The sequence below is a fragment of the Lysinibacillus fusiformis genome, from assembly GCF_016925635.1.
Taxonomy (GTDB): Bacteria; Bacillota; Bacilli; order Bacillales_A; family Planococcaceae; genus Lysinibacillus; species Lysinibacillus fusiformis_F.
Genome location: NZ_CP070490.1, coordinates 838,492 through 863,825 on the forward strand (window position 1 = coordinate 838,492; position 25,334 = coordinate 863,825).

The window sequence follows — 25,334 nt, forward strand, 5'->3', positions numbered from 1 at the left end:
TTCCTCCGAAACAAGAAATAAGGAACGTATTTTACGTTCCTTTACACAGTAATTCCTATTATACCACACAATCAATAATATGCTGTTATTTCTCCTCGTGACGTTTTTCCAACACATGTAGAACATCATAAATGCTTACTTTTTGTTCTTGTAATAGTACTAGGAGATGATAAATTAAATCAGCTGCCTCCCATTTTACTTCCTCTGCATCTCGGTTTTTAGCACCAATGACTACCTCTGTTGCTTCTTCTCCAACCTTTTTACAGATTTTATCGATGCCCTTATCAAATAAATATGTAGTATAAGCTCCTTCTGGCATTTCTTGCTCTCGCTTTTCAATGACACGAGCAAGTTTAGAAACGATGTCCACAGAGCCGACCTTCTCTTTTTGCTGCATAACCTCAGTGAAGCAAGAAATTGTACCATTATGACATGCTGGCCCCATCGGTAGAACCTCCACTACTAACGCATCTTGATCACAATCTGTCTTGATTGACACTACTTTTTGTGTATGACCACTTGTTGCGCCCTTATGCCAAAGCTCTTGACGGGAACGAGAATAAAACCAAGTTTCCCCTGATTCAATTGTTTTAGCTAATGACTCTTTATTCATATAAGCTACTGTTAATACCTCTTTTGTATTGGCATCTTGTACTACAGCTGTAACAAGACCTCTCTCATCAAATTGAATGTTCTCTATCATCTTACTGCCACTCCTTTTTCACGTAAGTATTCTTTTACTTGCGCTACACTTGTTTCTTTGTAATGGAAGATGGAGGCTGCTAGTGCAGCATCTGCATCTACCTCATGTGCTAATACTTCGTAAAAATGTTCGGCATGTCCCGCTCCACCACTAGCAATCACAGGGACTGTCACAGCAGCACGTACTGCTTTAGTTAAGGCTAAATCAAAGCCAGATTTTTCTCCATCTTGATTCATACTTGTTAATAAAATCTCACCAGCTCCTAACCGTACAGCCTCTTTTGCCCACTCAATGGCTGACCAAGTTGTCTTGTTGCGTCCACCATGTGTATAAACCATCCATGTGCCATCTTCTTCACTATAGCGAGCATCTATTGCAACAACGATACATTGTGCACCAAAAAAATCAGAGCCTTCCTGAATAAGAGCGGGCCGCTCCAACGCAGACGTGTTCACGGATACTTTATCAGCACCTGCACGTAATATACGCTTCATATCATCCAATGTACGAATGCCTCCGCCAACAGTAAAGGGGATGGCAAGCGTAGCTGCTGTTTGACGAACAACGTCTACCATCGTTTCTCGACCTTCATGCGAAGCAGAAATATCTAAAAATACAAGCTCATCTGCTCCTTGTTCATCATAGAACTTCGCAAGCTCCACTGGATCTCCTGCATCTCGGATAGAGACAAATTGTATACCTTTTACAACACGACCTTCTTTCACATCAAGACATGGGATAATACGTTTTGTTAGCATGCCTTCACACCTTTCAGCCATTGCTCTAATAAATAAACACCTAATTCTCCTGATTTTTCAGGGTGGAATTGCATGCCAGTCACTGAACCATTTGTCACAATACCAGGTACTTTAATGCCGTAGTAATCCGCATAGGCAACAAGCTCTGATTCTTCTATATCTGTTGCATAAAATGAGTGAACAAAATAGACATGCTTCGCTGATACTTCATTATTTAACCAGGCAGGACGATTTGTCACAATCAGCTCATTCCAACCCATATGTGGCACTCGATATGCTTGGCCATCCTGGATACCACTAAAGCGTTTAATGCACCCCTTGAAAAAACCTAGCCCTTCTGTTGAGGTTACTTCATCACTTTGCTCAAACAATAATTGCATGCCTAGACAAATTCCCAAAAGAGGACGGTTTTCACTTTGTGCCTTGTGTAAATATTGATCTAATTTTGTTTCTGCTAAACGCTTTCTGGCATCAGGGAATGCGCCGACCCCTGGTAACAATAGGGCATCTGTTGTATCTAACACCTTCTCATCAGCCGTTACAATAACTTCACAGCCTAGACGTTTTAATGCCTGTTCCACACTAAATAAATTGCCCATACCATAATCAATGACACCTATTTTCACGTTAACAGCCCCTTAGTCGATGGTACACCTTTCACACGTGGGTCGATTTCCACTGCAGCATCAATCGCACGTGCTAATGCTTTGAAAATCGCCTCAATAATGTGATGTGTATTTTGTCCATAGGGTACAATTACGTGAACATTCATTCGTGCCTCAAGGGCAAATTTCCATAAAAATTCATGTACTAATTCTGTATCAAACGTTCCTACTTTTTCTTTTAATGTTGGCACACGGTACTCTAGATGAGGGCGATTCGAGCAATCTACAACCACCTGAGCGAGTGCGTCATCCATCGGTACAAAGGCGTTACCATAGCGTTTTATGCCTTTCTTATCACCAAGTGCTTCTCGAACAGCTTGTCCTAAGACAATACCAAGATCCTCTGTTGTATGGTGATCATCAATATAGGTATCACCATTTGCATGTATTGTGCCATTAAATAATCCATGCTTGATAAATAAGTCCAGCATATGGTCCATAAACCCCACGCCTGTTTGAATATCTGCGTTACCCTCGCCATCTAAATCAATTGCTACTGAAATTTGCGTTTCATTTGTCGTGCGCTCTATCTTTGCATATCGTTTCTTTTCTGTCATCGTCCTATTCCTTCTCCCATCCACGTGATTCCACTGCACGGGCATGGCCCTCTAAGCCTTCCATACGCGCTAGACGTGCAATTTTTGGTGCATTGTCTTTCCATGTTTTTTCACTATAGTAAACAATACTTGATTTTTTCACAAAATCATCGACATTTAAGCCACTTGCAAAACGAGCCGTACTATTGGTTGGTAGCACATGATTCGTCCCTGCAAAATAATCACCAACTGGCTCAGAACTATACCGACCTATAAAAATACCGCCAGCATGTCTTATTTGCTCAGCTAGCCCCTCTGCATTTTCTGTCACAATTTCTAAATGCTCAGGTGCCAATGAATTAATGGCCTCCACTGCATCTGACAACGTTTCAGCTACATAAATTACCCCAAAATTTTCTATGGAAGCACGAGCTACTTCTTGACGTGGTAGGTTCAGCAATTGCTTCTCTACTTCCTCAGCTACTTTTTTGGCTAATGACTCTGAGGTTGTGACAAGGATGGCGCAGGCTAGCGGATCATGCTCTGCTTGTGATAATAGATCTGCAGCAATCTCATCAGGATAGGCTGAATCATCAGCCAGCACAGCAATTTCACTTGGTCCCGCAATCATATCAATCGCTACTTCTCCAAATACCTCACGTTTGGCAAGTGCCACAAAAATATTTCCTGGACCTGTAATTTTATCAACTGGGGAAATTGTTTCTGTGCCATAGGCAAGAGCTGCAATGGCTTGTGCTCCACCAACTTTATAAATTTCATCAATCCCTAAAAGGTGAGCCGCCACAAGGACACCTGCTGGTAGCTTCCCATTCTGCCCTGCAGGGGAAGTAATAACAATACGTTTCACCCCTGCAACTTGTGCTGGTATCACATTCATCAATACAGATGAAGGGTAGGCTGCTGTGCCACCCGGAACATATAGTCCTACTGCATCTAAGGCTGTCACCCGTTGACCTAGCCAAGAACCATCTCCCAGTTCTAATCGATAACCTGAACGTATTTGTTGTTCATGATAAAAACGGATATTTTCCGCAGCTTCTGCTAAGTCCTTATAGAGTTGTTGATCAAGTGCATTTACTGCTTCCTGTATTTCTTCTTCAGAGACACGGAAGCTCTCAGGTACATAGCCATCCCATCTCTCAGTATAGGTACGTAATGCTGCATCACCCTGTGCCTTAACATCTGATAGCACCTGTCGCACAACTTTTATCTGTTCCTCATTTCCCCCTTCAAGTGGTCTTTTTAAGGAAATGCCTTTTTCAAGTTTTGTTATTTTCATAGGATGAATCCCCTTTAGTCTATGTAGCTAAAAATGATTACTTTTTCTGCTCATTCACACATTTCTTTAATCGCTTCACGAGGTCAATAATACGCTCACCTTTCATACGATAACTTACTGGGTTTGCAATTAGTCGAGAAGAGACAGCGGTAATAAATTCATATTCTACTAAGCCATTTTCTTTTAATGTACGACCCGTAGAAACAATATCGACAATTCGATCAGCTAAGCCAATCATTGGTGCTAATTCAATAGAACCGTTAAGCTCGATTATTTCCACTTGCTCTCCAATGCCTTTGTAGTACTTCATTGCAATATTCGGATATTTCGTAGCAATTCTAGGTGCAATCTCATTCATTGAAGTGTTTGGTAAGCCTGCAGAAGCGATATAGCAATTACTAATTTTCAAATCAAGTAATTCATGCACCTCTCGCTGTTGCTCTAACAAAACATCCTTCCCAGCAATACCAATATCAGCTACACCATGTTCAACATAGACAGGAACATCCATTGGCTTTGATAAAATAAAGCGAATTTTTTCCTCGGGTATTTCAATCATTAATTTACGTGACATCTCTACTTCTTCAGGTAAATTAAAGCCTGCCTCTAACAACATTTGATATGCCTCTTCAAAGATTCGTCCTTTGGGCATTGCAATCGTCAATTCATTCACCGCCAACTTCCTCCTGTCCAACTACCACCACTTCTGTAAAGTATGCTAAAAAGGCCGCTTCATCGACTAGACTACTACGTAACTGTAAAGTAGCTAATTTTCCTGTTGCTCGTAATGTTTTAACCTTTAGTAAAGCCGCCTCAAATTGTTCTTCCTCAAAAAGTACAACGGTTGCTTCCTGTCGTTTCTCTGTTTGCCCATTTAAAGTTTCTAATAAACGATCTACTCGAATACTAAACCCTGTAGCACCAACTTTCGAACCAAATACCTCTAACAGGCCATCATAACGGCCTCCATTTCCTAATAAAAAGCCACTTCCTACAGCAAATACTTCAAAAAGCATGCCTGTGTAATAACTCATATGACTCGAAAGTGTGAAATCAAATGCTACATAATCAGCTAAGTCAGCCATTTCCAATAGTTGAGCAAGCTGTTGCATGTATTCTAATGCATCATTTTTACGGACATATTTTTCAATATCTCGGATATCTTTAACATTCATGGCTTCTTCAATAAATTGTAAGAGGGCATCAGATTTTGCTTTTGGCAGGTCAAAAGACTCCACCGCTTCTTCAAACCCTACATAATTTCGTTGGACAAGCAATGTTCTAAGAATTGTTTGCTGTTCGATACTCTCTGTGTAATCTTGTAAAATGCAATTTAGTATGCCAGCATGTCCAATCGTGATTTTAAACTCTTCTAATTTAAAATGCTTTAATAGCTCCATTGCCGTTACAATAACTTCTGCATCGGCAAATACGGATTGATCACCTATTAATTCAATCCCCATTTGATCAAACTCTGCTGGTCTTCCACCCTCTGCTTCCTGAGCTCGAAAAACGCTCGCGAAATAGGCAAGACGTAGAGGAATCATTTCTTTCAATAATTTTGATGTAGCTACTCGAGCAATCGGTGTAGTCATATCAGGTCGTAGCACTAACGTGTTTCCTTGGCTATCCACTAGCTTAAATAAATGAGCATCAGCAATAGCCGAAGCCTTTCCCACTGTATCGAAATACTCCACAGCAGGCGTTTTAATAAACTCATAACCCCTTTTATATAAAAAGTCTCTGCCAGCATGTCTAACAGCTTCAACTTTCTCATAGATTTGCGGAAATGTATCGCGCATTCCAAGTGGTTTTTCAAACATTTTTATTGACGACATATGGACACTTCCTTACATTTTACTTTAATTCACTAGAGTATTAGAGAATTAGAGAATTAGATTATGAAAGAATTTTAACTTATTTCAATTAAACAGTCAACGCTATCCTTATTAATTATCAAAATCTTTAAATACTTATTATTCTGTTAATTATACACATTAAGTAGAAAAGAATTACATAAAAAGCATGACTCATTTCTCTTATAATTTGACAAAATATTTTACTGAGAAAGAGAATGTGTCTAAAATGTGACAAATCAATTATTAATCACTTAGAGTATTCGCTGAAAAATTGATAATGATTCTCTCTTAACAAATCATTGGTAAAAATAAAGATTTATCAATAGACTATTCTCAATATAGAAATTGATAAATTATCTTAGAATAATTATTTTTCATCTCTCACTTAAAATGATTATCAATCTCATTATCATCAAGAATACTTTACTATCAATATTTTGATTGATTATTACTCTCATTCTATTTTTCTTTTTACATTTGTAAAAACTTAATATAGAATAGCATTAATAACAAAAAGAACCATATACACTACACATTGGAGGGATTTATTATGGCATGTCCATTCGTACAACTTAGTGAGCAAATGATCGTTAGTATTTGTAAAGGCGAGTTTTATCCTGGTGACAAAGTAACACTTCACACAACTGAAGACATTGATGGGACTGCAATTAAATCAACCTTTGTTGAAACTACTTGCTTAGGTGATCACGACACTTGTGAATTCAAGTCAGACTATGATGCAGCTCTTGCATAAACAGTAAAAGCTACTCCAAAAACTAATGACTTTTGGAGTAGCTTTTTTATGCAAAAAACTCACGAAGTATATACCTATACTACGTGAGTTCATGTTGTTGCAAAAAGATGATGTCAACGGCAGAAAAAGCAACTTTGCAAGGTGAGAGGTTGATTTCCGTTCCGCCAGCGTCCTTTCCAGGGGGCGTCCGATGAGCCGCTTCACTCACTTCCGTTCGCTCCAGGGTCTCCTCTGTGACGCTAAATCCCCTAGGAGTGACGCTGACTCCACTCCAATCAACCATTCTGCAAAAGTGTCTTTTCCTTATTTTTCATACTAGCGGTATCGATCAAAATAGCCCATGATTTGTATGATTAGAAAAAGGATAGGCTTTTATTTTCAATGTAGAGAAGTGATGAATGACAACACCCCTCCATAAAATGAGTAGTGAAGACCTTCCCTTTATTTGAAAACCTTTGCTAAAAAGGTAACATTTTATGGGTTGAAGTGGAAGGCTACTTGACTCCCGTGGGATAGCGAGACAGGCGAAGCCCTGCACGGAGCGGTAGCGGAGGAAGCGATTCGGCGCTCGCCCACAGGAAAGCAAGTAGCCTGCAACGGAAATCCATTTCTACCTTTTAATTGACTGTTTTGTTTTTCAACATTAAAAACTCACGAAGTTTATACCCATACTGCGTGAGTTTCTATTATTTTTTTGGTGTACACCACTCTACAGTCTCATTGCGTTTGCGCTCTGTCATTTGTTCAGCAGTATAAATTATTCGCATCGGATTGCCCCCTGCTAAACAACCTGCTGGTACATCCTTATGTACAAGAGTGGCAGCTGAAACAATGGCACCATCTCCAATTGTTACACCTGGTAAAATGGTTGAATTTGCCCCTATCATTACTTCATTTCCAATATGAACATCACCTAAGCGATATTCCTCTATTAAATATTCATGCGCTAAAATGGTTGTATTAAATCCAATTACGGTATTGTTTCCAATGAAAATTCGTTCTGGAAACATGGTATCTGGCATGACCATTAAGGCTAATGACGTTTGCTTACCAATTGTCATGTTTAAAAATGTACGATAAAGCCAGTTTTTCACACGTAAAAATGGTGTGAAGCGTCCAATCTGAATGACAATGAAACACTTCATCACCTTCCAAAAGGACACCGTATCATATATATTCCAAAGTGAATTGGCTCCTTCGACACGGTAACGTTCTGTTTTACGCGCCATCTACCCTACCCCTCTTTCACAATATCAAATAAATCTGACATATGCTGTAACATATATTCTGGTTGATACTGCTGTAAGTACGCCTCACCTTTAATTGCCCAAGCAACACCAGCTGCTCTTACACCAGCACGATGTCCTGCTTGAATATCATGCGAATTATCACCAATCATAATGGCATATTCTTTTTCTATTCCTAATCGTTCCAAAGCAAGTAATACTGGCTCTGGATCAGGCTTCACATTGTTCACATCATCTGTACCAATACGCACATCAAATAGATGCGTTGCCCCAAGAATAGCAAGTCCACGATCAATGGTCTCATTACGTTTCGTCGAAACAATAGCCAATCGTATACCTTGAGCTTTTAATTGCTCTAGTGTTGACACAACATCAGGGTATTGGCTGACTAGTTCATCATGGTGCTCAATATTCCAAGCGCGATACATTTCTATCAAAGCTTCTTCTTCACCTGGTGCAATGTCATTAAATGTCTGTTTCAATGATGGACCAATGAATTTCAGGCAATCTTTTGGCGAATATTGCCCGGGAAATCGCTCATTTAATACATGCATAAATGTTTGAATGATTAAATCATTTGTATTCAGTAAAGTTCCATCAAAATCAAATAGTAGTGCCTTTACAGCCATCTTTTACAACCCCTTATTTATTATCCAAGTATTTCACGGCTGGTTTCACTTTTATTCTACGATAAATAATTGCACCTAAACCAACTACAATACCAATAATGGAGACAACCTGTGCTGAACGTAAATCTCCAACTAAGTAGAGGCTATCTGTACGCATCCCTTCGATATAGAAGCGACCGATAGAATACCATATTAAATAGCTAAAGAAAATTTCACCACGATGTAAGTTCACTTTACGCAAAGCTAATAAAATGATAAGCCCAATCAGGTTCCAAACCGATTCATATAAGAAAGTGGGATGTACATAAGAACCTAATTCTTCGATATACATTTGATTAATAATCCAATCTGGTAGCATTAGGTTTTCTAAAAATGCTTTCGATACCTCACCACCATAAGCCTCTTGGTTCATAAAGTTGCCCCATCGCCCAATAATCTGCCCGATTAAAATACTAGGTGCTGCAATATCTGCTACTCGTAAAAAGCTTACATTTTTTATACGAGTAAATATGTAAGCTGTGACAAATGCCCCGATGAGTGCTCCATGAATGGCAATACCACCATTCCATATCTCAATGATTTTGCCTGGATTTTCGCTATAGTAATCCCATCGCATTGACACATAGTAAATACGTGCACAGATGATGGATATAGGAACTGCCCATAATAATAAATCTGCAAGAAAATCTTCAGGCAAACCTCGCTTAACAGTCTCTCTTTGTCCAACAATATAGGCTAAAATGATTCCCGACACGATTAGCAATCCGTACCAACGAACTGGAATGGGGCCTAAATGAAAGGCGATCGGGTCAATCTGTAATAGTAATAAATCCATCTTCTACTCCTCTCAATATGTCATGAACAATGTTGTTTGTAACTTTTTAATCATCTAACACATCATTAGATGTAATCACTTCATCTAAACGTCTTGAAAATTCCTCTGCTGCATTGACGCCCATTTTCTTTAAACGATAATTCATTGCTGCCACTTCGATAATAACGGAGACATTGCGTCCTGGTCTTACCGGAATTGTTAATTTTGTTAGTTCCGTATCAATTATCTTCATTTTTTCTTCTTCTAAGCCTAATCGATCATAAACTTTTTGTGGATCCCATATTTCTAGTTCAATGATGAGGGTAATCCGTTTATAGGGACGTACTGCACTTGCACCAAAGAGTGTCATGATGTCAATAATGCCGATTCCTCGTATTTCCAATAGATGCTCTAAAAGAGGAGGAGGGCTCCCAATTAATAGGTTTTCTGATTCTTGACGAATTTCAACACAATCATCAGCTACTAAACGATGACCCTTTTTTACAAGCTCAAGTGCTGTTTCACTTTTACCTACACCGCTTTTACCAATAATAAGCACACCGATACCATACACATCGACAAGCACACCATGCGCTGCTGTCATTGGAGCTAAGCGTCCCTCTAAGTAGTTCGTCAATCTACTCGAAAATTTGGTTGTGGTCATATGTGTTTTGAACACAGGTACATGCTTTTCGTTTGAGGCCTGAATAAGCTCCTCTGGTACTTCTAAATCTCTAGAAATAATAATAGCAGGCGTGTCTTGTGAACAAAGTAAACGCATACGCTCAAGCTTGACATCTGCTGGTAGCATTTCAAAAAAGGAAAGTTCCGTCTTGCCGAGCAATTGTACACGATTTGCCGGATAATGGGTAAAGTAACCTGCCATTTCAAGACCTGGTCTTGAAATATCACTTGTCACAATTGTCCTGCCTATTCCTTCTTCACCAGCTAATAACTCTAACTTAAATTTCTCCATAACATCTCTTGTTAATACTACGACCAATGAAAAAGCCTCCAATCAATGGATAAGGTTCTCCTTATTTTAGCATGTCTATGTGTAAAAGAAATGTATTTACTCTCAATACAATGTTTACTTTCACTAAAAAAACTAGCGGCTCTCCAGCCCGCTAGTTTTTTAAAAGCTATTATTTTTGAGCCGCTAACCACTTAGCAACTGCCTCAGCATCTGCACCTTTTACTAATCCTGCAGGCATGCCGTTTTTACCATTATTAATAATATCTAAAATTTCTGATTCAGATAAACGAGAACCTACATCATTTAATGCTGGACCATTTGCACCTTGTAGCTCGCCACCATGACAAGTAACACAAGATTTCATTGCAATCGCTTCGCCATCTGGCTCTGTAGCACTTTCATTATTAGTTGCAGTTTTATCTCCGCCACCACATGCAGCTAAGAAGATTGCTGATCCGAACACTAATGTTAACATTGCTTTTTTCATTAGTACCCCTCCTCATAATAAATACCTTACGCCGCCATTATACCAAATTTATGCACGTTTGAAACCTTCTCCTAATACCTCATAAGCATCAGAAACGATAACAAACGCTGATGGGTCAACGCTTTTAATGAGTTGTTTCAGCTTTGTGAATTCTGTTTGATAAACAACAACCATCAGAACTGGTCGTGCTTCTCCTGTATACCCACCGATTGCTGGTAACTTCGTTACACCACGATTGATTTCAGCATATATGGCTTCCCTTACCTCATCTTGTTTCAATGTAATGATATAGACCATTTTAGATTGACTAAAACCTAGCTGAATAATATCAATCGTTTTTGTGGTAACATAAAGTCCAATGAGAGCATACAAACCTTTTTCTAAGTCGAAAACAATTGCTGCACTAATTGCGATAACGCCATCTATTAACAGCACACTTGTTCCAAGCGACAATCCTGTATATTTCGTAATGATTTGCGCTAGTAAATCAGTGCCACCAGTTGAAGCATTCCCCTTAAAGACCAGTCCTATCCCCAGGCCAACAACAATTCCGCCAAAAAGAGCACCCAATAAAGGATTATCAGTCCAAGGCTCCCAGCTATTTGTTAACAAGACAATAAACGGTAACGTAATTGTCCCAATAAAGGATTTTATCCCAAATTTTTTGCCCAGAAATAACACACCAGCAATAAAAAGCGGAATGTTAAATGCATATTGAACAATTCCCGGATTCCAACCAAATAAACCATGTAAAATCGTACTAATCCCACTTACCCCACCTGAAGCGACTTGATTTGGTAATAAAAAGACATTAAAACCAACAGCAATTATTGCCGCTCCTACAATGACATACACATACTCCACAATGCTATCTCTCACATCATGTTTCATTTCCCCACGCCCACTTCAACTATCAGAATTTTTTAAAGACGAGATGATTATAGCAAATACTTTTAGCCTTGAGAACTTCATCTTGATGAAGGGATACTATATTGAGGAAGATATAAAATAAGCTATCTTACTGTAATCAATAAGATAGCTTTTGCTGATTTGGTTTAAAATGATTTTTCTGCCCATTCGATGGCTTCATAATATAAAAGATCAATATCAACTAACTGAATATTCAACTGTACAGCTAGCTCTTCTAATCGCGGCCAATCTAATTTGCTTAACGCAATACTAAACTCCAAATAAGGGGACATTTCTGTTTCAAAGCCTAAAATGGTATTCGTAATATCCTCTGAGAATGGTAGTTGCTGTAAAATAACATTCATCGGTCTTTGAAGTAATGTATCGATAAGTGAAAACATGCCGACTAAAAAATATTCTGAGAAATTCTTTTTATAAGATAGCTTAGCTAGTTTCTCACAAACCTTAGCTCGGAATAAAGATGTACACATCACTTCTTTAAAAAGATCGGAATCGGCATCGATATCAATTTCACGCATGGCCAATAAATAAATCCATTTTCGTAAATTCGATACGCCTAGTAATACAATCGCTTGTTTGATGGAGCGCACTTTCGATTTAGAGCGTTTAGATGAGTTATTAATCATTTGCAATAATTTGTATGTCAATGAAATATCACGTTCAATATTTTCCGCTAATAATTGAATATTCGGTTCTTCCTCTTTCAGTAAGGAGATAATGTGAATATATTGAATCGCATTCGCTGGAATGTCTGTTGCTCGTATTATTTGCGGTTGTTCAAAAAAATAACCTTGAAATAACACATAGCCAGAGGATTTAGCGACTTCAAATTGGTGACGCGTCTCTACCTTTTCAGCAAGCAATTGAATATGTGGAAATTTCTCCTTTACTTTATTTTCAATTTCCATTCTTTTTACGATGGAAGAGGCTAAAAAATCTACCTTAATATAATCAATTTGTTCGAATAATTCATCATAAACTTCCACTTGATCATCCATCATAAAATCATCCAAAGCAATTTGAAACCCATGTTTTTTTAGCTCAATCACACGCTCCACTAACTGAGAGGTAAGTGGAACATCCTCTAATATTTCAATCACTACCTGTGAGGGATTTAAAAATTCATGTATAGAGCTCATCAGTAGGTTTTCAGTAAAATTAACAAAACCAGGTTTACCTTTCGTTACCTCTTCAAAACCAATTGAAAGAAATGAGTTCACAAGTACGTCAATCGTTGCTGCATCTGAATCAACCATTGGAAAGGCATTTACGTTTTTGCTACGATATAACAATTCATATGCAACGACCTGCTCATGCAGATTAAATATAGGCTGTCTGCCAATGAATACTTCCATTTCGTTGCCCCCATTTCTCCATTTTCTAGTAATTTATAGTATAACATTTTTTACGACCTGATGCTTATACTTCAAGCTAACTTAGCATGGTCGCATTGGCTTTTTTAGACAATTTAAAAGAAAAGACAGTCCCGTGATAATTCATCACTTTAGGACTGTCCTTATTATTTACCGACTTTGGCTTTGATTGCTCCGATCACTGCAGGCACAACTGATATAAAGATAATCAAAATAAGTACAACTGAGAAGTTATCTTTAATAATTGGAATATTTCCAAAGAAGTAACCTAATAATGTACAACTGAATACCCATAAAATGGCACCAAAAATATTGAAGAATAAGAAATAACTATATTTCATTTTACTTGCACCCGCCACAAACGGGATAAATGTACGAATAAATGGCATGAAACGTGCAATAACGATCGTTTTCCCACCATGTGTATTAAAGAATTTTTCTGCTGCTTCCATCCGCTCTTTTTTTACAACTCTACCGAGGAGGCTCTTTGGTGGGATAGATGTCCCTACCTTATGTCCAATATGATAGTTCATCGTATCTCCCAAAATAGCTGCTGCTAAAAATACAGGGATTAAAATCCACATATCAAACGCGCCCATTGCAGCGGCTAATGTTCCACTTGCAAATAACAAGGAATCACCAGGTAAGAATGGGAAAATAACAACGCCTGTTTCTACAAAAACAATCGCAAATAAAATAAGATAACTCCAATTGCCAAAATCACGAATAATTTCTTCTAAATGCACATCGATATGCACAATAAAACTGATTAACTCCTTAATGAGCTCTAACATGTTTTTGTATGCTCTCTTTCAATAGTATTTTTACCTAAAAGCTTTGACGTGGCTTCACCTCAAAGGGTTCCAGTTTTGTACGTCTTTTTACATTACTTCCTCACTATATGACAAGCCCTTGAAAAGTATGTAGAAGATTTCACAAGTTTGATTTTATCACTTACAGACATCTACTCTCAACTGATTTTACTATTATACGAATAATGTACAAAAAAAGAGCTACCATTTTTCAATAGTAGCTTTTCTCGTTTAAACTTTTTCTTTTAATGAACGTCTTAATATTTTTCCTGTTGTGTTTTTTGGTAGTTCATCCAGTATCTCAATTACTTTCGGTACCTTGTATTTCACCATATGCTTAGCACAATAGGATAAAAGATCATCTGTCGTAGTAGCCGCTACTTCTTTTAACACTACATAGGCATGAACCGCTTCTCCTAAGTTCGGGTCTGGGAAGCCTACCACTGCTGCCTCCACAATATTATTATGGGCAAACAGCACTTCCTCCACCTCACGAGGATAAACATTAAAGCCCCCTACAATAATCATATCCTTTTTGCGATCGACAATGTAAAAATACCCTTCTTCATCTACCTTTGCTAAATCTCCTGTAAAGAGCCAGCCGTCGCGAATCGCCATCGCCGTTTCTTCAGGCATTTTATAGTAACCCTTCATCACATTTGGACCATGTACAATCAGCTCTCCAACTTCGCCAACAGGCACTTCCTGACCATTGACATCGACAACTTTGTTCTCGACATTGCTAATGGATGTTCCGATAGAGCCAGCTTTACGCTCACGATCTAATGGGTTAAAACATGTAACGGGTGAAGCTTCGGATAAGCCGTATCCCTCTGACACACGCACATTAAATTTCTGCTCGAAATTATGTAATAGTGCAACAGGCAAGGAGGCACCACCTGAAATCGCTAAACGAATTGTCGAGAAATCTTCTGGATTGCCTTCAGGTAATTGATATAAGAAATTATACATGGTAGGAACACCAGCAAATACCGTTGCTTTTTGCTCTCGTGCTAAAGCAAAAATTTCGCTAGGGCTAAAGCGTGGTGCAAGTAAAACCGTTGCTCCACTTAATAAAGGTGCATTAACCACTACCGTTAAGGCAAAAACATGGAACACAGGTAATGTTGCAATGACACGGTCCTCTGCTTTAATTCCTAGATAATGGGCAACATCCCGTGCATTTGAGTACACATTGCCATGTGTCAGCATAGCCCCCTTTGGACTACCTGTAGTTCCTGACGTATATAAAATAATAGCATTATCATCATCTGCTACTTCAACAGGTTGTAAAGATTGAGAAGCATTGGCGATAACCTGTGTAAATAAATGTGTTTTTTCTTGTGCTTGTGTTGATAAAGCTCCCACTTTTTCCGCTATATCTGGTGTTGTTTCACAAACTATAAATGTTTTTACTTGTGGAAATGCTTGTACACCTTTTTCAACCAAAGGAAGCAACATATCCAGAGCAATAACCGCTTTTACATCTCCATTATGCAAAATGTAAGAAATTTCATCCGGTGTATAGATTGGATTAACAGGTATTGCTGTTGCCCCTAAGCGCATTGTTGCATATAAGGCAATTAAATAGTGTGGCGTATTGCCGAGTAAAAACGCCACATGATCCCCTTTTTCAACGCCTAAATCTTGTAATCCCTTTGCAAAGCGGCCAACAGTATGCTCAAATTCCCCGTAAGTCGTATCTTTCCCCATAAAATGATACGCCACTTTTTCAGGTTGTTCTGTTGCCTGTTGACGAACACGTGAAACTAAATTCAATTACACCATCCCCTTATCGTATAAAATGAATCGCTATTCAGTAATATTATATAAGAAATATATCTAAAAAACAATGAGTCTTTTTATCTCATGTCATAAATTACGTCAAATAATTCATTTTTTTCTCTTTTAAACAAATACATCATGAACGAATATGAGAGATATAGCGCCAACGAATTAAATAAAAATAAACTACTTGTATTAATACAAAAAAGCCAAAAGCAAAGAATACTTCTTTTACAATCGAAATATTTGCAAAATCTTTCAAAATACCTTGAACCATTAGAAAAGCAAAGGCACTATGCATCATCGCAACACCCCAAGGTAAAAAGAATTGGGGAAATAAATGGCGATTAACTAGCTTTTTTAGCTCGGTATCCGTTAACCCCATACGCTTTAATACATCAAATTTACGCTTTTCACGTTCGAGGGATGTATGCAGTTTAAAATAGATAAAGCTTCCAGCCGCAAGTAAAAATACAGTGGCAACTAAGACACCCACTAATGTAAATAATGAGTAGGTAGCTAGTATATAAGAATAATTTAATCCTGCATTTTCAAAGTAAAAAGGGCTAAATTTATCCTTCTTAATAAAATATAAATTGGATTCTAGATGATCGATATCCTTACCAATATCTTTTGTTTCCATCCATTGAGGAATAACAAATGTAAATAGATGATAGCTTGGTTGAATTATGTCTTGATCGGAAATCGGATGAATAAGCTTTGCGAAGTCTTCATCACTAATGACAATCGAATTGACACTTACTATCGAACCCGGAAACACTATTTTGGGATAGACACTATCAATGGTGAGCGATATATTGTTTTCTTCCAAAACAGTATGCACAATTCGATTTTTTAATTTTTTTAGGGAATCCTCCGAATAAGGAATGAATACTGCCTCACCTGCTCCCAGATTCAATAATGGATAACTATAGGAAGACAGCAAGACGTTCATATCGGACTCCCGAAAAACCTCCACTTCGTTTCGAGTGAAGGAAGAGGTTTGCTTCACAACAATAAAACGGGATAGCTGATAAGATAAACCTTTCTCCTCTAATTGCAGCCTTAAAGAATTGATATGCTCCCGTTCATATGGATTATCGACATCCCCCTTATAAACCAGTCCGAGTGGATTTAATCGATCATATTGAGTTGTATAAGAGGACATCGTCGCTAAAACACCCACAGATAAAAATGCAAGTGTGGATACCATCGTCACAACGAAAAACATTTTCACGTTGTCCATCATAATATGAGTTTGTTCAGCTAGTGAGAGGAGACGGTAGCGTTGCCAATGATACTTTCGTTTCCCACGCGCTAAATCTAAAAAGCAAGGGACGGAATCACTGAAAAAATAATAGGTGCCAAATGTTGCTGAAAATGGTATTAACAGCGTTAGCCCAATTAATGATGTATGTCCGACAACAAATGCTAGAATATACGTCGTTACTATTAGAGCAATACCATAGACAGCTCGTATTTTGGAGTAAGTTGTTAAGCTATTTAAATAATCACTGCCTTTAATGAGATCTCGTAATTTTCTCTCTCGTGTAAAGTACACACTAATAAAAGAAATAACGAAAAACGCACTTGTGAAAACACCAATCGTCAGTAAAAATGGCTCCCATGATACATATAGTGGTAAATCATCTAAATGTAAAATTTCTCGTACAATCATAAAAAAGAATTTTGAAAACGAGAAACCAAAGACAATCCCTACTATAATGGAGCCAGAGCCAATAATCATCGTCTCTAAAAAAACAAGTCTATTCATCTGACGCTTTTCCATTCCCAAGTGCAATAAAATGGCAAATTCATGTGATCTGGCCTCTAAAAAGGCACTCATGGAATAATATAAAAAGAATAATGTGAAGAGGACCAGAACAATTTCAGCCCCCACCATCCCAATGAGAGACATTTCTCCTAATATCCCACGTTCAATATCAGGATGAAACATCAGCATGGAATAGATAAAAAATACAGCCACAGAAAAAAAGCTCGCCATGAAAAAGGCACCATATATCCGGCTGTTCCGCACGACATTACGGTAAGCGAATTGTCGAAAGGTCACCTACTTGCCCTCCTCCTAGTAAGCTTAAAACATTTAATATACGTTGGAAAAACATCTGACGACGGTCATCTCGATAAATTTCATTGAAAAATTCACCATCTTTAATGAATAACACTCGATCACAATAACTCGCTGCAATCGGATCATGCGTGACCATCACAATGGTCGTTTGTTTATCCTGATTCACTTTTGTTAATAGTTCAAGCACATCACGTGAAGAATTCGAATCTAAATTACCTGTCGGCTCGTCCGCTAAAATGAGACTTGGATTATGAATAAGTGCTCGACCAATTGCCGTTCTTTGTGCCTGTCCTCCAGATATTTCATTTGGACGTTTATGAAGGAAAGAAGTTAAGTCTAGCTTTTCTACAATACTTGCTAGACGCTCCTCCATTACCTCTAGCGGCTGCTGATCTAATGTTAAAGGCAACACGATATTTTCCTCGACCGTCAGCATATGCAAAAGATTGAAATCCTGAAACACAAAACCGAGCTGTCTTCTTCTAAAGTAAGCAAGCTCTGTTGCATTCAATTTATGTGGATTCATTCCATCTAGTATAATTTCTCCACTAGTTGGTTCATCGATGGTCGAAATAATATTCAGTAATGTCGTTTTACCGCTTCCTGAGGGGCCCATAACAGCTAAAAACTCGCCTTCTTCCACGTCAAAGCTCAACTGATTTAATGCACGATGTGTGACTTTGCCTTCGTACACTTTTGTTACATCTTTAATTTGTAAAATAGGCATACTTCATTCACCTTATTTCTTCATTAATTCTAAGGATTGGGGTAAAAGCCACGGTAATACGACCTCAAAACCGATGTGAAAATGAGGCTCTGTTAAAGCCAGCAGTGACTCTTCCTCTACTAAACTAAAGCAATGCTCCCCAACAATCACATCCCACGCATCCGTTTCTCCCTCTATAATCTCCCCACATACAGTATAATACCCGCTGTACATGATCTGTTGACCGTCGACAGGAAAGGCATTCAATAATGTTGGTTGCTGTAAGTTTAACCCAAGGCTAGTTGAAAAATGCAGAAGCTCTTCGTCTAGCTTTTCATTTGCCATGAGGAAATTTTGATAGGCTAATGGATCTCCCGTTTGCAGATGCGTCATATAAAGAGCTTTTGTTTTCTCCTTATCAATCGTTAATTTCCAATCTTCTATACATACTTCTACCATCCGAATGCCCCCTAATTTGTAAATGTTACTGTCACAATCGTTCCTTTTTCTACCTCTGATGTAATAGCCAGCTCATGCCCTAGCTTTTCACAGATTTCTTTGGCTAAATAAAGGCCCATCCCAGTAGATTCCCCTGTTTTCCGCCCATTTTCGCCAGTAAAAAAGGCTTTCGTAACACGTGAAAGATCGGAAGCTGGAATCCCAATACCCTCATCACAAATAGCTAGCTGTACATAGTCATCCTTTTCAATGGCAGAAATAACAATTTTTTTATTGGCTTCAAACGTGTATTTCACCGCATTGGTGATAAACTGCCCTAGAATGAAGCGAAGCCATTTCGAATCACTGGCAACAATAAGGTCATCCTCAATATGAATTTCAGGGAAAACTCTTTTCGTAATAAATAAACGTTTATTTTCATTAACAGTTGCAGTTACTATGGCTTTTAGCGCAACTCGCTCTACTTGCATGTCATCCTCAAAATTTTCTAATCGTGCATTGACTAGTACCATGTCCAAACCCCTACGCAAGCGATCAATTTCCTCCTGGACATTCTTTTTATCAAGTGGACGGTCATCCTGTAATAATAATTCAATTACCGAAATAGGTGTTTTCATTTGATGGACCCACTGGTTCATAAACTGATCATGTCTTTTTTGACTTGCATATAACGCATGCAGCTCATGTTGATAAAGTCGATACAACTCATGCATATATTTCTCGGTTTGCACAGCTTCTGGCGTTTTTGCATTTTTTTGTAGCACATCCTCCATTGCTGTTGGAAGCTGGGTTATCTTCAGCAAGTAGCGTTGTCGCATTAAATAGCGGACAAGTAAAAATGAGGCTAATAGTACAAGGCTAATACAAAAGGAATAAATAGCTGTATCAATATTTCGAAAACCGTCTAGCGCATAGATAATCATGATAAAGCCAACTAATATGAGCTGAAACACAATAAATGATGCATAATCACGTAAAAAAAGCTTCCAGCCCACTATAGCTCACCTGCACTTAATATGAATCGATAGCCTGCACCACGTACCGTTTCGATTGTGGACGATATATGATAATCCGCTAACTTTTTTCGAACTCTGGTCATATTCACATTCAATGTGTTCTCATCGACAAATGCCTGATCGTCCCAAAGTTCCTCTAACAATTGCTCACGTGACACTACTTTCGGTGCATTGCCCATCAGCAGCTCTAAAATGATACATTCTTTTTTCTGAAGTGGAATTTCTAAATCATTTTTATGTAGCTCCATTCTTTCTAAATGAAGTACAAGCTGTCCTTGCTTGATTGTCCGCTCTTCTTGCCTTGCTGCATATTCACCATATGTACGGCGTAGATGACTACGGATTTTAGCCAACACAATTTCGTAGTTAAAAGGCTTTGTAATGAAATCGTCGCCACCATTTTCAAGTGCAAAGATTTGGTCCATTTCTCCTGAGCGAGCAGAAATGAAAATAATCGGGCATGTTGTATGCTGACGTAGCTGGCGACACCAATAATAGCCATCGTAAGCAGGTAAATTTATATCAAGCAGCACCATATGTGGATTAAATGCTGTAAATTCTTCTATGAGATGATCAAATTCTTGAATTGTTGCAACTTCGTATTGATATTTTCTAAGCGTTTCCGCTAGTAATGATGCAATCTTGACATCATCTTCAACTATGAATATTCGATGCTTTTCCATATCAACACTCCTTTCTTTCTATATTGTATCAAAAAAAGGTTCGACGACATAATTGTCAGCGAACCTTTAGGCTAAATCATTACACGAAACCGTATTTTCCTTAATAAATTAATTGTAAAAAGTCCTCAGTTGAAATTCCACCAAAATATGTAGGAATATCAATGTCTGCTAATGCCTTAGCAATAGCCGCTCTGTCATAGTTTGTCCCAACTAAGCGCTGTTCTATATCAGCCATATCACCTACACCAAAGAAATCTCCAAAAATATGCGCTTCTTCCATCACACCATGATTTACTTCTAGGCGAATATCAATGCCTCCTGTTGGGAATCGATGTGTTTTTTGAATATTAAAGCGTGGTGATTTCCCAAAATTCCACTCCCATGTTTGATAGCGCTCTTCTGATAGTTTGTGGATATTTGCCCAATCTTCCTCAGTTAACTCATAATAACGAATATTTTCTTCTCCATCGAAAATGGATTTCAAAATTTCAAGACGGAATTCCTCAATCGTCATTTGCTCTGTTAAAAACTCTGAAATGTTTGCTACTCGTGAGCGAATCGATTTAATACCTTTTGATTCAATCTTATCCTTTTTGACCTTTAGGGCAGAGACCACTGCATCTATTTCTGTATCAAACATCAATGTACCATGACTGAACATACGCCCTTTTGTAGAGAATTGGGCGTTCCCAGAAACTTTACGACCTTCTGCTAGTATATCATTTCGTCCTGATAGTTCTGCATTCACACCCATTTTTGCTAGAGCGTCAACTACTGGTTGTGTGAACTTTTTATAGTTCATAAAGCTATCGCCATCATCATTTGTAATAAAGCTGAAGTTAAGATTCCCTAAATCATGGTAAACAGCACCACCACCTGACAGACGGCGCACAACAATAATGCCATTATCCTCTACATAGTCTGTATTGATTTCTTCAATCGTATTTTGGTTTTTACCGATGATGATGGACGGTTGATTAATGTAGAAAAGGAGCACTGGCTCTTTCTCAACGTCCATTGTTTTTAACAAATACTCCTCAATAGCAAGGTTAATGCGTGGATCATGGATCCCTTTATTATCAACGAAAATCATAGTTCACGTTTCCTCCTTCACAAAATATCCATATTTATTTTACCGTAAATTAGGCATTTTGTGTTGACGAAAAGCATCTGTTATAATACACTAGGAAATATCAAAACAGTAATAGTACAGATGAACTTAAAGGAGGAGTCCACAATGTTAGAAAACGTAGTTGAATTTTTCAAGAATTTACCTGCAAAGCAATGTACTGAGTGCGGTGAAAAAATGGAAGAGCAAAGCGAATGCTACAGCAACACTTGTGAAAAATGTAACCACCTATAAGCATTTGCCTATTCTGATATAGTCATATACGTGCCCCACACGTAGCAATTATGACACCCTTCATCATATTTTGATGAACCCTTAATTAAATCTCTTACACTTACAAAAAACAACAGCTGATACGCTCATATCAGCTGTTGTTTTTTTGTTATTGAAAAAGGACGATATCACTAAGGGGGGGATTGCCGTTCTACCAGTGTCCTTTCCAAGAGCTTCATATGAGTGAACTGCACTCAAAATATTGAACTTAAAAATCTAATTTAGTGAGTATAGGCGGACTACTGCACGAAGCGGTAGCGAGGAAGCTTCTCGCCCACAGGAAAGCAAGTAGCCTGCAACGGAAATCCATTTTCATCTTTCACAAAAATTTTATTGATGGTTTTGTTTTATTTATGTCATTTGAGGTTGAAGAATTATTACATAACCCCTATGAACAAAAAAAGCACTCACCGTACGTTGGGTGAGTGCTTCATGATTAGTTTTCTTCAGCTACTTTAGAGTAACGTTTATTGTGCAGTAGCATGAAATAACCAAATGTGATAGCTAAGAATGCTACTAAGAAACCAGCTAGAACACCATAGTTTTGCATTAAGAATGACGTATCGCCAGTAGAAATACTTGATTTAAATGCTTGAACTGTATATGTCATCGGTAATAGCTTGTTAAATATTTGTAATGGTGAAGGAATTAATTCTAATGGGAACGTACCTGCACTTGTTGTTAATTGTAAAATTAACACAACAATTGCCATGAAACGTCCAGGGTCACCAAAGATCGAAACAAGCATTTGAATTAAGGCTAAAAATACATAGCTTGTTAATAATGCTGTTAAGATAAAGTAGCCCATATTATTCACTTCAAGTCCTAGACCCCATTTTACAATGACTACTGTTAGTAATGTTTGCACTAAACCTACGACTGCTAGTACAGTCACTTTACTTGTAAACCAAGATGCTCCGTTTTTAGGGCGAATAGCAGGTTCAACAAGTGGGAACACAATCGAAATTAATAATGCACCTACGAATAAGCCTAAAGAAATAAAGTACGGTGCAAAACCTGTACCATAGTTAGGAACATGGTTTACTGACTCTTTTTCAACTTCAACTGGACTACCTACCATATCATACGTGTCTTGATTTGCTTTGACTTCATTTGCTTTTTCACTCGCCTCACCTAGTTTACCAGATAAAGTAGCTGTACCATCTGCAAGCTCCGTAGAACCATCCGCAAGTGTTGCAGATCCTTGTGCTAGCTCACCAGATTTTGAAGCAAGTGTAGAAGTACCTTGATTTAATGTTGTTGTACCATTCGCTAATTCATTTAATCCAGATGCTAATGTTTTTGAGCCTGTTACAGCTGTATTCACACCCGCATGTAGTTCACCTAATTTTGCAGCTAATGTGGCATTACCTGCTTGTAGACCTTTTGCACCTTCCAATAAAGCATTGCTTTTAGCTGTTAATGCATTCGCACCAGCTAATACTTCTGCCTGACCTGCTGCAATTTGAGTTGCACCAGAGCTTACTTGATTGGCACCAGCTTGTAATTTTTCTGTACCAGCTGATAAAGATGTTAAACCGTTATGCACACTAGCACTACCTGCCTGTAGTTCCGCTAATGTTTGTTTTAATGCTGCTGCTTGTTCTTCAGGCATTGAAGCCATCATTGTTTGTAATTGGTTGGATAGGGCTGTAATGCCTGCCTCCACTTTTGCAGATCCTGCTGTTAATTGGGTTGCTGCACCATTCAATGCACCAGCGTTCTCAGCAATAGATGCTGCACCTGCACTAATTTGCTGTTGTTTGTCGTTTAAAGTATTTAAACCAGCACCAACTTTTGCCACACCTTGTGTATATTGTGATAACCCTTGTTCAAGACTCGTTGCACCATTTGCAGCTTGCTGTGCACCTTGTTGTAATTGAACAGTGCCATCTTGTATTTTGACTAAACCACTAGATAAGTCATTTGCGCCTTTTGCTGCATCCCCAGCACCTTTTGTTAATTTATCTGTACCATTTGATAATTCAACTGTGCTTGATGCTAGCTGCTCCAGATATCCTTTTAAATCTTTTGCACCATTCGCTACTTTTTGCGCACCCTCATCTAGCTTATTTGAGCCATCTGCTGCCTCTGTAAAGCCATCTCCAAGTGTTGCAATCGAATCAAATAATTTTTCAGCATAAGTCGCTGATACTTGTGAATTTACTTCAGCACGTACACGATCCATTGCCGTCTCACCAATTTGAGCACCAAGGAAGTTTAATCCCTCGTTTGGAATGTAGTTCATCACTAATTTTGATGGTTTGTCATCTAATAGTGTTGTTGCATGTTCAGAGAAATTTGTTGGAATTTCTAAAATCATATAATAATCACGACTATTTAAGCCTTTTTCAGCTTCATCCTTTGAAACTTCTATAAAGTTAAATTGTTCGCTATCTATCAATTTATCGACTAAGGTATCCCCCAAGTCTAATTTAACGCCATCCATCTCAGCACCAGTATCTTCATTGACAACGGCTACTGGTAGATTAGGAAGCCCCGCATAAGGATCCCAAAACGCCCATAAAAACATACCCGCATACATTACTGGAATAAATAATACAGCAATGATGGAAACCAGCATTTTTCTTGTTTTAAAGATCTTCAGCCACTCAGCTTTAATCATATAATATCCTCACTCCTAAACTATTTGACCGAAAACGTCATTTGGTCATTTTCATTCAAAAAAAATAGTCAACCTCGACAATATTGCAAAAAGAACACTTGATTCGATACTTCTACAGCTGTATTTTATCGAATCAAGTTAGAATCAAACCTCGAAAGATCGTTTCCTTAAAAAGATTGAGAATCTTATCTTCAGGGATCACATCACCGTGTAACTCATGCCAATCGACAACAAAAGCTAGATATGCCTTCAGCAATAAGTAACTAACAAGTTCCGCATCACATTCTCTAATTTCACCTTTATTAATACGTCGTTGTATTAACTCTGCGACATACGATAAGATTTCAGTCTCAATGCGTAATAGCACTTGTTTAACTGCTGGTGTTCGTAATTCTTTTTCTTCCTCGATTAGCTTTGCAAATAAAAGATGTTTTTCTCGGAACTGTAGCATTTTCATTAAAGCATTATGCGCATTATCCATAAAGCTTGCTGATGCATCCAACACTGCATCCGCTTCCGCTTTCATCTCTCGTACAAGTGACATAGCGATCTCTTGAAATAAAATTTCTTTATTTGCAAAGAATGTATAAATCGTACCTTTACCGACATTGGCAATTTTCGCCACTTGCTCCATCGTTGTTGCCTTGTAGCCAAACAACGTAAAAGATTTTGCAGCTGCTTCAAGAATTTCCTGCCTACGATCCATTAGTAACATCCTTTCT

26 protein-coding genes are annotated in these 25,334 nt (G+C 38.2%); 2 read left to right on the top strand and 24 right to left on the bottom strand.

Going from position 1 to position 25,334, the window contains the following annotated elements; genetic code table 11:
- Nucleotides 1-85: 85 nt before the first annotated feature.
- From hisIE to JTI58_RS04275, 7 genes are read right to left on the bottom strand one after another with little or no spacing between them, the layout of a single operon-like run.
- Entirely contained in the window at nucleotides 86-703 is a 618-nt protein-coding gene (hisIE, locus tag JTI58_RS04245; RefSeq protein ID WP_205445438.1) for a bifunctional phosphoribosyl-AMP cyclohydrolase/phosphoribosyl-ATP diphosphatase HisIE, read from the bottom strand.
- Nucleotides 700-1,461: an imidazole glycerol phosphate synthase subunit HisF gene (gene hisF, locus JTI58_RS04250; protein ID WP_205445440.1), complete on the bottom strand. Its 762-nt coding sequence runs from the start codon at nucleotides 1,459-1,461 to the stop codon at nucleotides 700-702. The genes hisIE and hisF overlap by 4 nt, the downstream gene beginning before the upstream one ends.
- Entirely contained in the window at nucleotides 1,455-2,087 is a 633-nt protein-coding gene (hisH, locus tag JTI58_RS04255; RefSeq protein ID WP_205445442.1) for an imidazole glycerol phosphate synthase subunit HisH, read from the bottom strand. Before hisH ends, hisF begins: the two co-directional genes overlap by 7 nt.
- The gene (hisB, locus tag JTI58_RS04260) at nucleotides 2,084-2,683 is read right to left on the bottom strand and encodes an imidazoleglycerol-phosphate dehydratase HisB (protein ID WP_205445444.1); all 600 of its coding nucleotides are present in this window, start codon (nucleotides 2,681-2,683) and stop codon (nucleotides 2,084-2,086) included. Before hisB ends, hisH begins: the two co-directional genes overlap by 4 nt.
- 4 nt (nucleotides 2,684-2,687) lie before the next feature.
- On the bottom strand, nucleotides 2,688-3,962 hold the full coding sequence (hisD, locus tag JTI58_RS04265; protein WP_205445445.1) for a histidinol dehydrogenase: 1,275 nt from the start codon (nucleotides 3,960-3,962) through the stop codon (nucleotides 2,688-2,690).
- Nucleotides 3,963-3,999: 37 nt separating this feature from the next.
- Complete coding sequence (gene hisG, locus JTI58_RS04270) at nucleotides 4,000-4,635, bottom strand: ATP phosphoribosyltransferase (RefSeq protein WP_205445447.1); 636 nt, start codon at nucleotides 4,633-4,635, stop codon at nucleotides 4,000-4,002.
- Complete coding sequence (locus tag JTI58_RS04275; protein WP_205445449.1) at nucleotides 4,628-5,800, bottom strand: ATP phosphoribosyltransferase regulatory subunit; 1,173 nt, start codon at nucleotides 5,798-5,800, stop codon at nucleotides 4,628-4,630. Before JTI58_RS04275 ends, hisG begins: the two co-directional genes overlap by 8 nt.
- Before the next feature lie 571 nt (nucleotides 5,801-6,371).
- Between JTI58_RS04275 and JTI58_RS04280 the strand changes: the two genes are divergently transcribed.
- Nucleotides 6,372-6,575 (top strand): hypothetical protein, encoded by a 204-nt coding sequence (locus JTI58_RS04280; RefSeq protein ID WP_054549571.1) that lies wholly within the window; start codon nucleotides 6,372-6,374, stop codon nucleotides 6,573-6,575.
- 686 nt (nucleotides 6,576-7,261) lie between these two features.
- On the opposite strand, the gene JTI58_RS04285 is transcribed toward JTI58_RS04280, so the two are convergent.
- The 15 genes from JTI58_RS04285 to JTI58_RS04355 form a co-directional block, all read right to left on the bottom strand.
- Complete coding sequence (locus JTI58_RS04285; RefSeq protein ID WP_205445451.1) at nucleotides 7,262-7,804, bottom strand: acyltransferase; 543 nt, start codon at nucleotides 7,802-7,804, stop codon at nucleotides 7,262-7,264.
- A gap of 5 nt (nucleotides 7,805-7,809) precedes the next feature.
- A complete protein-coding gene (gene ppaX / locus JTI58_RS04290; RefSeq protein ID WP_205445453.1) occupies nucleotides 7,810-8,451 on the bottom strand; it encodes a pyrophosphatase PpaX in 642 nt (213 codons plus the stop codon).
- Between the two features lie 13 nt (nucleotides 8,452-8,464).
- On the bottom strand, nucleotides 8,465-9,286 hold the full coding sequence (gene lgt, locus JTI58_RS04295; RefSeq protein WP_205445455.1) for a prolipoprotein diacylglyceryl transferase: 822 nt from the start codon (nucleotides 9,284-9,286) through the stop codon (nucleotides 8,465-8,467).
- A gap of 46 nt (nucleotides 9,287-9,332) precedes the next feature.
- Complete coding sequence (gene hprK / locus JTI58_RS04300) at nucleotides 9,333-10,268, bottom strand: HPr(Ser) kinase/phosphatase (RefSeq protein WP_131521124.1); 936 nt, start codon at nucleotides 10,266-10,268, stop codon at nucleotides 9,333-9,335.
- 142 nt (nucleotides 10,269-10,410) lie between these two features.
- Nucleotides 10,411-10,728, bottom strand: coding sequence for a cytochrome c551 (gene cccB, locus JTI58_RS04305; RefSeq protein ID WP_205445457.1), 318 nt, complete (start codon nucleotides 10,726-10,728; stop codon nucleotides 10,411-10,413).
- Nucleotides 10,729-10,776: 48 nt separating this feature from the next.
- On the bottom strand, nucleotides 10,777-11,619 hold the full coding sequence (locus JTI58_RS04310) for a YitT family protein (protein ID WP_205445458.1): 843 nt from the start codon (nucleotides 11,617-11,619) through the stop codon (nucleotides 10,777-10,779).
- Nucleotides 11,620-11,783: 164 nt separating this feature from the next.
- Nucleotides 11,784-13,013 (bottom strand): EAL and HDOD domain-containing protein, encoded by a 1,230-nt coding sequence (locus tag JTI58_RS04315; RefSeq protein WP_205445460.1) that lies wholly within the window; start codon nucleotides 13,011-13,013, stop codon nucleotides 11,784-11,786.
- Between the two features lie 164 nt (nucleotides 13,014-13,177).
- Entirely contained in the window at nucleotides 13,178-13,825 is a 648-nt protein-coding gene (locus tag JTI58_RS04320) for a VTT domain-containing protein (protein WP_205445461.1), read from the bottom strand.
- 249 nt (nucleotides 13,826-14,074) lie between these two features.
- Nucleotides 14,075-15,622, bottom strand: a complete 1,548-nt coding sequence (locus tag JTI58_RS04325; RefSeq protein ID WP_205445463.1) for a fatty acid--CoA ligase family protein — start codon at nucleotides 15,620-15,622, stop codon at nucleotides 14,075-14,077.
- Nucleotides 15,623-15,764: 142 nt separating this feature from the next.
- A complete protein-coding gene (locus JTI58_RS04330) occupies nucleotides 15,765-17,699 on the bottom strand; it encodes an FtsX-like permease family protein (RefSeq protein ID WP_205445465.1) in 1,935 nt (644 codons plus the stop codon).
- Nucleotides 17,671-18,447, bottom strand: coding sequence for an ABC transporter ATP-binding protein (locus JTI58_RS04335; protein ID WP_004230460.1), 777 nt, complete (start codon nucleotides 18,445-18,447; stop codon nucleotides 17,671-17,673). Before JTI58_RS04335 ends, JTI58_RS04330 begins: the two co-directional genes overlap by 29 nt.
- A gap of 12 nt (nucleotides 18,448-18,459) precedes the next feature.
- On the bottom strand, nucleotides 18,460-18,885 hold the full coding sequence (locus JTI58_RS04340) for a hypothetical protein (RefSeq protein ID WP_205445467.1): 426 nt from the start codon (nucleotides 18,883-18,885) through the stop codon (nucleotides 18,460-18,462).
- 11 nt (nucleotides 18,886-18,896) lie between these two features.
- Nucleotides 18,897-19,880 carry a sensor histidine kinase gene (locus JTI58_RS04345; protein ID WP_205445468.1) on the bottom strand — a complete coding sequence of 328 codons (984 nt, stop codon included), beginning with the start codon at nucleotides 19,878-19,880 and terminating at the stop codon, nucleotides 18,897-18,899.
- Entirely contained in the window at nucleotides 19,880-20,584 is a 705-nt protein-coding gene (locus tag JTI58_RS04350) for a response regulator transcription factor (protein ID WP_004230457.1), read from the bottom strand. The genes JTI58_RS04345 and JTI58_RS04350 overlap by 1 nt, the downstream gene beginning before the upstream one ends.
- Nucleotides 20,585-20,684: 100 nt before the next feature.
- Nucleotides 20,685-21,677: a lipoate--protein ligase gene (locus tag JTI58_RS04355; RefSeq protein ID WP_205445470.1), complete on the bottom strand. Its 993-nt coding sequence runs from the start codon at nucleotides 21,675-21,677 to the stop codon at nucleotides 20,685-20,687.
- A 144-nt stretch (nucleotides 21,678-21,821) separates the two neighbouring features.
- Here JTI58_RS04355 and yhfH point away from each other — a divergent pair, with 144 nt between their 5' ends.
- Complete coding sequence (gene yhfH / locus JTI58_RS04360) at nucleotides 21,822-21,947, top strand: protein YhfH (RefSeq protein WP_004230455.1); 126 nt, start codon at nucleotides 21,822-21,824, stop codon at nucleotides 21,945-21,947.
- Nucleotides 21,948-22,422: 475 nt separating this feature from the next.
- Here the strand turns inward: yhfH and JTI58_RS04365 are convergent, their stop codons facing one another.
- Together JTI58_RS04365 and JTI58_RS04370 are read right to left on the bottom strand one after the other, a co-directional pair.
- Nucleotides 22,423-24,612 (bottom strand): YhgE/Pip domain-containing protein, encoded by a 2,190-nt coding sequence (locus JTI58_RS04365; protein ID WP_205445472.1) that lies wholly within the window; start codon nucleotides 24,610-24,612, stop codon nucleotides 22,423-22,425.
- Between the two features lie 133 nt (nucleotides 24,613-24,745).
- Nucleotides 24,746-25,318, bottom strand: coding sequence for a TetR/AcrR family transcriptional regulator (locus JTI58_RS04370; RefSeq protein ID WP_205445474.1), 573 nt, complete (start codon nucleotides 25,316-25,318; stop codon nucleotides 24,746-24,748).
- Between the last annotated feature and the right edge of the window lie 16 nt (nucleotides 25,319-25,334).

Excerpts from the sequence above, each read along its gene's own strand:
- JTI58_RS04285 (WP_205445451.1), bottom strand. The coding sequence starts at position 7,804 with ATGGCGCGTAAAACAGAACGTTACCGTGTCGAAGGAGCCAATTCACTT.
- hisF (WP_205445440.1), bottom strand. The coding sequence starts at position 1,461 with ATGCTAACAAAACGTATTATCCCATGTCTTGATGTGAAAGAAGGTCGT.
- yhfH (WP_004230455.1), top strand. The coding sequence starts at position 21,822 with ATGTTAGAAAACGTAGTTGAATTTTTCAAGAATTTACCTGCAAAGCAA.
- JTI58_RS04335 (WP_004230460.1), bottom strand. The coding sequence starts at position 18,447 with ATGCCTATTTTACAAATTAAAGATGTAACAAAAGTGTACGAAGGCAAA.
- JTI58_RS04355 (WP_205445470.1), bottom strand. The coding sequence starts at position 21,677 with ATGATTTTCGTTGATAATAAAGGGATCCATGATCCACGCATTAACCTT.
- hisIE (WP_205445438.1), bottom strand. The coding sequence starts at position 703 with ATGATAGAGAACATTCAATTTGATGAGAGAGGTCTTGTTACAGCTGTA.
- hisB (WP_205445444.1), bottom strand. The coding sequence starts at position 2,683 with ATGACAGAAAAGAAACGATATGCAAAGATAGAGCGCACGACAAATGAA.
- lgt (WP_205445455.1), bottom strand. The coding sequence starts at position 9,286 with ATGGATTTATTACTATTACAGATTGACCCGATCGCCTTTCATTTAGGC.
- JTI58_RS04340 (WP_205445467.1), bottom strand. The coding sequence starts at position 18,885 with ATGGTAGAAGTATGTATAGAAGATTGGAAATTAACGATTGATAAGGAG.
- JTI58_RS04315 (WP_205445460.1), bottom strand. The coding sequence starts at position 13,013 with ATGGAAGTATTCATTGGCAGACAGCCTATATTTAATCTGCATGAGCAG.
- JTI58_RS04320 (WP_205445461.1), bottom strand. The coding sequence starts at position 13,825 with ATGTTAGAGCTCATTAAGGAGTTAATCAGTTTTATTGTGCATATCGAT.
- ppaX (WP_205445453.1), bottom strand. The coding sequence starts at position 8,451 with ATGGCTGTAAAGGCACTACTATTTGATTTTGATGGAACTTTACTGAAT.
- JTI58_RS04365 (WP_205445472.1), bottom strand. The coding sequence starts at position 24,612 with ATGATTAAAGCTGAGTGGCTGAAGATCTTTAAAACAAGAAAAATGCTG.
- JTI58_RS04370 (WP_205445474.1), bottom strand. The coding sequence starts at position 25,318 with ATGGATCGTAGGCAGGAAATTCTTGAAGCAGCTGCAAAATCTTTTACG.
- hisD (WP_205445445.1), bottom strand. The coding sequence starts at position 3,962 with ATGAAAATAACAAAACTTGAAAAAGGCATTTCCTTAAAAAGACCACTT.
- JTI58_RS04280 (WP_054549571.1), top strand. The coding sequence starts at position 6,372 with ATGGCATGTCCATTCGTACAACTTAGTGAGCAAATGATCGTTAGTATT.
- JTI58_RS04310 (WP_205445458.1), bottom strand. The coding sequence starts at position 11,619 with ATGAAACATGATGTGAGAGATAGCATTGTGGAGTATGTGTATGTCATT.
- JTI58_RS04275 (WP_205445449.1), bottom strand. The coding sequence starts at position 5,800 with ATGTCGTCAATAAAAATGTTTGAAAAACCACTTGGAATGCGCGATACA.
- JTI58_RS04350 (WP_004230457.1), bottom strand. The coding sequence starts at position 20,584 with ATGGAAAAGCATCGAATATTCATAGTTGAAGATGATGTCAAGATTGCA.
- cccB (WP_205445457.1), bottom strand. The coding sequence starts at position 10,728 with ATGAAAAAAGCAATGTTAACATTAGTGTTCGGATCAGCAATCTTCTTA.